The sequence below is a fragment of the Streptomyces sp. NPDC029674 genome, assembly GCF_044903205.1.
Lineage (GTDB): Bacteria > Actinomycetota > Actinomycetes > Streptomycetales > Streptomycetaceae > Streptomyces.
Map to the genome: position 1 here is coordinate 107,353 of NZ_JBJDPY010000022.1, position 7,136 is coordinate 114,488.

The 7,136-nt window shown below is 72.9% G+C and carries 6 protein-coding genes and 1 rRNA gene; 5 read left to right on the forward strand and 2 right to left on the reverse strand.

What is annotated here, in order from left to right; translation table 11 throughout:
* Window position 1: 1 nt before the first annotated feature.
* Entirely contained in the window at window positions 2-1,159 is a 1,158-nt protein-coding gene (gene mtnA / locus ACI2L3_RS35535; protein WP_404756553.1) for an S-methyl-5-thioribose-1-phosphate isomerase, read from the reverse strand.
* A 140-nt stretch (window positions 1,160-1,299) separates the two neighbouring features.
* Here mtnA and ACI2L3_RS35540 point away from each other — a divergent pair, with 140 nt between their 5' ends.
* From ACI2L3_RS35540 to ACI2L3_RS35560, 5 genes are read left to right on the forward strand one after another with little or no spacing between them, the layout of a single operon-like run.
* Window positions 1,300-2,628, forward strand: coding sequence for a hypothetical protein (locus ACI2L3_RS35540; protein WP_404756554.1), 1,329 nt, complete (start codon window positions 1,300-1,302; stop codon window positions 2,626-2,628).
* A gap of 4 nt (window positions 2,629-2,632) precedes the next feature.
* Entirely contained in the window at window positions 2,633-3,373 is a 741-nt protein-coding gene (locus ACI2L3_RS35545) for a DUF4129 domain-containing protein (RefSeq protein WP_404756555.1), read from the forward strand.
* Entirely contained in the window at window positions 3,370-4,635 is a 1,266-nt protein-coding gene (locus ACI2L3_RS35550; protein WP_404756556.1) for a DUF4350 domain-containing protein, read from the forward strand. Before ACI2L3_RS35545 ends, ACI2L3_RS35550 begins: the two co-directional genes overlap by 4 nt.
* Window positions 4,635-5,639: an AAA family ATPase gene (locus tag ACI2L3_RS35555; RefSeq protein ID WP_404756561.1), complete on the forward strand. Its 1,005-nt coding sequence runs from the start codon at window positions 4,635-4,637 to the stop codon at window positions 5,637-5,639. The genes ACI2L3_RS35550 and ACI2L3_RS35555 overlap by 1 nt, the downstream gene beginning before the upstream one ends.
* On the forward strand, window positions 5,639-6,949 hold the full coding sequence (locus tag ACI2L3_RS35560; protein ID WP_404756557.1) for a DUF58 domain-containing protein: 1,311 nt from the start codon (window positions 5,639-5,641) through the stop codon (window positions 6,947-6,949). Before ACI2L3_RS35555 ends, ACI2L3_RS35560 begins: the two co-directional genes overlap by 1 nt.
* A gap of 94 nt (window positions 6,950-7,043) precedes the next feature.
* Here ACI2L3_RS35560 and rrf read toward each other — a convergent pair.
* A 5S ribosomal RNA gene (gene rrf, locus ACI2L3_RS35565) occupies window positions 7,044-7,136 on the reverse strand; the annotation flags it as partial.

The window sequence follows — 7,136 nt, forward strand, 5'->3', positions numbered from 1 at the left end:
ATTAGCTAATCGTTACCTGGCGTGACCTGGCACACAGCTCGGCAAGGCCCTCTGCTGTCACAGGTGACAGAACGCCCTCTTCCGTGACGATCGCCGTCACCAACTCCGGCGGCGTCACGTCGAACGCGGGGTTGTACGCCTGGGTCCCCAGGGGTGCCACCGGAATCCCGCCTCCCGCTTCCATCCCGGCCACCGGCACATGCGGCGCCGTGACCTCCGTCACCTCATGCCCGGCCCGCTGCTCCACCTCGATGGACGCCCCGTCCGGGGTCTCCGGGTCGACCGTCGTCACCGGCGCCACCACGATGAACGGCACATGGTGATATCGAGCCAGCACGGCCAGCGGATAGCTCCCCACCTTGTTCGCCACCGAACCGTCGGCCGCGATGCGGTCCGCACCGACCAGCACGGCATCCACCTCCCCCGCCGCGAACAGCGAACCCGCCGCACTGTCCGTGAGCAAGGTGTACGCCATTCCGTTCCGCGCCGCCTCATACGCGGTGAGCCTGGCCCCCTGCAGCAGCGGCCGCGTCTCGTCCACCCACAGCCTGCGCAGACTGCCTTCCCGGTGCGCCTTGAGCGCCACCGCGAACGCCGTGCCCTCCCCTCCGGAGACCAGCGCCCCCGTGTTGCAGTGCGTCAGGATGCGGTGCCCGCCACCGGGCAGCATCTCGTCGAGCAGCGCCAGACCGTGCGCCGCCATCCTGGTGCTGGCCTCGGCGTCCTCGGCGTGCAACGCCCGCGCCGCCCCGAGCGCGGCATCCGCGGCCTGCCGGGCATCGGCCCCGCCCGCGACCGCGGCACGGTACGCGGCATGGGCCCGGCGCACTCCGTACGCGAGGTTCACCGCGGTGGGCCGCGCCCCCGCCAGCGACCCCGCCGCCTCGTCCACGTCGAAGCCCCGTGCCGCGGCGAGCGCGACGCCGTACGCCCCCGCGATGCCCAGCAGGGGCGCCCCGCGTACCGCGAGCGTCCGGATCGCCTCCACCAGAGCCGGTGCGTCCGTGCACACCAGCTCGCTCTCCTCGCCCGGCAGCCTGGTCTGGTCGAGGACGACCAGCACGGGGCCTTCGGGTGGGTCGTCCCAACGGATCGCGGGAACCCGCGAGATCTCGGTCGGCCGTATGTCCTCGCTGGATTGCGCGTACTGATCAGCCATCCGCCCAGTCTGCCCCGTACCCGACGGACAATTGAAGGTGTACAGCCGCTACGGCGCCCGGTCACCCCGTGCCCGCACCGTGGCACGATGGCTGGCAACCTGCCGCCGCACCCGCGGACGGGCACCTTGAAGGAGCGACGATGAACGACACTCCGGGCTGGGCCTCGCCCGGATCTGCCCCCTCCGACGGACAGGACTCCGGCAAGCCGGACGCCGCCGAGCCCGCCGACGACAGCGGCCGCAGCGCCCCGTCCAAGTGGTCCAAGGAGCAGCCGCCGCCCGCCCAGTGGTCCCCGCCCAGCACCCCCGCCCCGGGCGGGACACCGCCGCCACCGCCCGCGCCGCCCGGCCAGGGCGGCGGCTGGGGCTGGGGCAACCAGCCCCCCGGCGGTCCCGCCGGTCCCGCCGGCCCCGGCGGGCCGGGCGCTCCGGGCGGCCCCGGCGGCTACCGGGGCTGGGGAGCCTGGCAGGGCCCGCCGCCCGCCGCCAAGCCCGGCGTCATCCCGCTCCGCCCGCTCGGCGTCGGCGAGATCCTCGACGGCGCCGTGTCGACCATGCGGGCCCACTGGCGCACGGTCCTCGGCATCTCCCTGACCGTGGCCGTGCTCACGGAGATCGTCGTCGTCCTCCTCCAGGGACTCGTCCTGAACGAGTCCGTCGACACCGAGGCCCTCGACGACCCGAGCGCGACCGTCGGCGAACTGACCCGCGCCATGGGCGACACAATGCTCAGCTCCGGAGTGGTCCTCGCGATCACCCTGCTCGGCACGATCGTCGCGACCGCCCTGCTCACCATGGTCACCAGCCGCGCGGTGCTCGGTAAGTCGGTCACCGCCACGGAGGCCTGGCGGGACGCCCGCCCCCAGCTGGCCAAGCTGGTCGGCCTGACCCTGCTCATCCCGCTCATCGGCGCCGCGATCGTCTTCGCCGGCATCCTGCCCGGCCTGCTGATCGCGCTGGCCGGCGGGTCCGACGCCGGAGCCGGCCTGGCCGTACTCGGCGGCCTCGGCGCGGGCGTCGTCGCCATCTGGGTCGTCGTCCGCCTCTCCCTCGCCTCCCCCGCGCTCATGCTGGAGAAGCAGGGCATCAAGAAGTCCCTGATCCGCTCCACCAAGCTGGTCCGCGGCTCCTGGTGGCGGGTCTTCGGCATCCAGCTGCTCGCCGCGATCATCGCGAACGTCGTGGCGTCGATCATCGTCATCCCGTTCACGTTCATCGCCGGCGCGGTCAGCGGCGAAGGCGTCACCGGCTTCCTCGACAGCACCGGCGAACTGGGCTGGACGTTCCTGATCGTCAGCGGCGTCGGCTCGGTCATCGGCTCCATGCTGACGTTCCCGATCACGGCCGGGGTCACCGTCCTCCTCTACATCGACCAGCGGATCCGCCGCGAGGCCCTCGACCTCGAACTCGCCCGCGCCGCCGGCCTCCCCGGCCACGGCCCCACCCCGTCCGGCACAGCGGGGAGCTGATGCGGTGACCGCGGCGGGGGCAGTACTCAGCGAGGCAGTACTCAGAGCGCTCGGAGGGGCACCGCTCCTGCCGCGCACCGGCGACGAGCCACCGGTGACGATCCCGCGCGATCCCGCGCGGGAGGCGGCCGAACGCGAACTGTCCAAGCCGATGTACCACGAGAACGACCCCAGCCTCTTCCAGCGCGCCCTGAACCGCTTCTGGGGCTGGGTCGACGACCTGTTCTCCGCCGCCTCGGGAGTCACCCCGGGCGGCGGACTCGGGCTCCTGGTCATCGTGCTCGCGGTCGTACTCGTGATCGGCGCCCTGTGGTGGCGCCTGGGCACCCCGCACCGCGCTCCCACCTCCGCCCCGGCTCTCTTCGACGACCGCCCCCGCAGCGCCGCCGAACACCGCGCGGCCTCCGAGGCACACGCCGCCCAGGCCCACTGGAACCAGGCCGTACAGGAACGCATGCGCGCCGTCGTCCGCGCCCTGGAGGAACGCGCGCTCCTCGACCCCCGCCCCGGCCGCACCGCCGACGAAGCCGCAGCGGAGGCGGGCCGCACCCTCCCCGCCCACACCGGCCGACTCCGCTCCGCCGCCCGCGACTTCGACGACGTCACATACGGCGGCCGCACCGCCGACGAAGCCGCGTACCTCCGCCTGGCCGAGCTCGACCGGGACCTGGAGAACACCAGACCGGCCCTGACCAGCACCGCCCACACCACACCGAGCAGCAACTCCCAGGGGGCCGCCGAATGACCGGCCCCACCCCCGCCGCCGAGCCGCCCCGGCCCGCCCCGCCCACCGCCACGGAACAGCCGCAGCCCGACCCGCCGTCTAGCGCGGCCCCGACCTCGCTCTCCCTCACGCCCCGCCGGCTCTGGACCCGCTCCCGAGGCATCGTCCTCGCCCTGGTCGTCCTCCTGGCGGCGGCCGTCGTCATCGCCGCGGTCCGCTCCGGCGCCCAGCACGGCCGTCTCGACCCGCGCTCCGCCGACTCCCACGGCAGCCGGGCCGTCGCCGAACTCCTCGCCGACCGAGGCGTGTCCACCCGCGTGGTCACCAGCACCGAAGAGGCCCGGTCGGCGGCCGGCCCGGACACGACCCTCCTCGTGGCCAACCCCGACGTACTCACCGACCGCCAGCGCTCCGGCCTGCACGCCTCCACCGAGGACTCCGGCGGCCGCACCGTGCTCGTCGCCCCCGGCACCCCGTCGATCGGCACCCTCGCCCCCGGGGTCACCGCGGACGCCACGACCAGCACCGACTCCACGCTCCCCGCCGGCTGCCCGCTCCCCGAGGCCCGCCGCGCCGGCACCGCCGACATGGGCGGCATCCGCTACGACACCCTCGCTCCCGACGCCGAGGCCTGCTACCTCAGCGACGGCCTGCCCAGCCTTCTGCATCTCCCCGCCCCCCGCGGAAAGGGCGACACCGTCGTCCTCGGCGCCCCCGACATCCTCTACAACGACCGTCTCGACGAGCACGGCAACGCGTCGCTCGCCCTGCAACTCCTCGGTTCACGCCCCCACTTGGTCTGGTACCTCCCCTCCCTCTCCGACGACGCGGCGGCCACCGACTCCGAACGCCGCGGCTTCTTCGACCTGATCCCCTCCGGCTGGCTCTGGGGCACCCTGCAGCTCTTCATCGCCGCCGCACTCGCCGCCCTGTGGCGTGCCCGCCGCTTCGGCCCCCTCGTCGCCGAACGCCTCCCCGTCGCCATCCGCGCCTCCGAAGCCGTCGAAGGCCGCGCACGCCTCTACCGCAAGGCCAACGCCCGCGACCGCGCGGCCGCGGCCCTACGCACCGCCGCCCGCGACCGCGTCGCCCCCCTCGTCGGCGTATCCCCCGCCCAGGCGCACGCACCCGAGACCCTGATCCCCGCACTCGCCACCCGCCTGCGCACCCCCGGCCAAGACCCGCACTCCCTCCTCTTCGGCCCACCCCCCGGCAACGACGCAGCACTCATCGCCCTCGCCGACCAACTCGACGCCCTCGAAAGTGAGGTACGCCACTCATGATGGACCCGACCACTGACAACGGGCCCTCAGCGGACACCGGGCCCGCCGGAGACCCCGGCGACGCACGCGCTTCCCTCGAAGCCCTGCGCACCGAGATCTCCAAGGCCGTGGTCGGCCAGGACTCCGCCGTCACCGGCCTCGTCGTCGCCCTCCTCTGCCGCGGCCACGTCCTGCTCGAAGGAGTCCCCGGGGTAGCCAAGACACTGCTCGTCCGCGCCCTCGCATCCAGCCTCGAACTGGACACCAAACGCGTCCAGTTCACCCCCGACCTGATGCCGAGCGACATCACCGGCTCCCTCGTCTACGACGCCCGCACCACCGAGTTCTCCTTCCAGCCGGGCCCCGTCTTCACCAACCTCCTCCTGGCCGACGAAATCAACCGCACCCCGCCCAAGACCCAGTCCTCGCTCCTCGAAGCGATGGAAGAACGTCAGGTCACGGTCGACGGCACCCCCCGCGCCCTCCCCGAGCCCTTCCTCGTCGCGGCCACCCAGAACCCGGTCGAGTACGAAGGCACGTACCCCCTCCCCGAAGCCCAACTGGACCGCTTCCTCCTCAAACTGACGATCCCTCTCCCCTCCCGCCAGGACGAGATCGCCGTCCTCACCCGGCACGCGGAAGGCTTCAATCCCCGCGACCTGCACGCCGCCGGCGTACGCCCCGTGGCAGGCGCCGCCGACCTGGAAGCCGCCCGGGCAGCCGTCGCCAAGACGTCCATCTCCCCCGAGATCACCGCGTACGTCGTCGACATCTGCCGCGCCACCCGCGAATCCCCGTCCCTCACCCTCGGCGTCTCTCCCCGGGGCGCGACGGCGCTGCTCTCCACGGCCCGCGCCTGGGCCTGGCTCACCGGCCGCGACTACGTCATCCCCGACGACGTGAAGGCCCTCGCCCTGCCCACCCTCCGCCACCGGATCCAACTCCGCCCGGAAGCCGAGATGGAGGGCGTCACCGCCGACTCCGTCATCAACGCGATCCTCGCCCACGTCCCGGTCCCCCGCTGATGGCCCTCACCGGACGCACCGCCCTCCTGGCAGCCCTGGGAACCCTCCCCGTAGGACTCTGGGACCCCAGCTGGACCGGCATCCTCGCCGTCAACACCCCACTGGCCCTGGCCTGCGCCTGCGACTTCGCCCTGGCCGCCCCCGTACGCCGGCTCGGCCTGACCCGCTCCGGCGACACCTCCGTACGCCTGGGCGAATCCGCCGACATCGAGCTGACCGTCACGAACCCCTCCGGCCGCCCCCTGCGCGCCGAGGTCCGCGACGCCTGGCCCCCGAGCAGCCGACAGCCCGGCACGGACGTCACCGCGTCCCGGCACCCCCTCACCGTCCCGGCCGGCGAACGCCGCCGCCTCACGACACACCTGCGCCCCGCCCGCCGAGGCGACCACCAAGCCGACCGCGTGACCATCCGCTCGTACGGCCCCCTCGGCCTCTTCACCCGCCAAGGCAGCCACAAAGTCCCCTGGACCGTGCGCGTCCTGCCCCCTTTCACCAGCCGGAAGCACCTCCCCTCCAAGCTGGCCCGCCTACGCGAACTCGACGGCCGCACCAGCGTGCTCACCCGCGGCCAGGGCACCGAATTCGACAGCCTCCGCGATTACGTTCCGGGGGATGACACCCGCTCCATCGACTGGCGCGCCACCGCCCGCCAGTCAAGCGTCGCCGTCCGCACCTGGCGCCCGGAACGCGACCGCCACATCCTGCTGGTCCTCGACACCGGCCGCACCTCGGCCGGCCGGGTCGGCGACGCCCCACGCCTCGACGCCTCCATGGACGCCGCCCTCCTCCTCGCCGCCCTCGCCTCCCGCGCCGGCGACCGCGTGGACCTCCTCGCCTACGACCGCCGGGTACGCGCCCTGGTCCAGGGACGCTCAGCAAGGGACGTCCTGCCTTCCCTGGTCAACGCCCTGGCCACACTCGAGCCCGAACTGGTCGAAACGGACTCCCGGGGCCTGACCTCGACGGCCCTCCGCACCGCACCGCGCAGCTCCCTGATCGTGCTGCTCACCGGCCTCGACGCCACCCCGATCGAAGAGGGCCTGCTCCCGGTACTTTCCCGCCTCACCAAGCGCCACAAGGTCCTGGTGGCATCGGTGGCCGACCCTCACATCCAGAAAATGGCCACCTCTCGCGGAACAACAGAGGCGGTGTACGACGCCGCAGCCGCGGCCCAGGCCCAGTCGGAACGCCATCGCACAGCGGAACAACTCCGCCGCCGCGGCGTCACGGTCGTGGACGCCACCCCCAAGAATCTCGCGTCTGCATTGGCCGACGCCTACCTCTCCCTCAAAGCAGCCGGCCGCCTGTAAGCAACGAAAGGCCGAGGGAAAGGAATATAAGTCCAGAAACGCAAAAAAGCCTCGGCCCCAGACATTGTCTGGGGCCGAGGCTTTATCAAGTAAAGTTCGGCGGCGTCCTACTCTCCCACAGGGTCCCCCCTGCAGTACCATCGGCGCTATGAGGCTTAGCTTCCGGGTTCGGAATGTAACCGGGCGT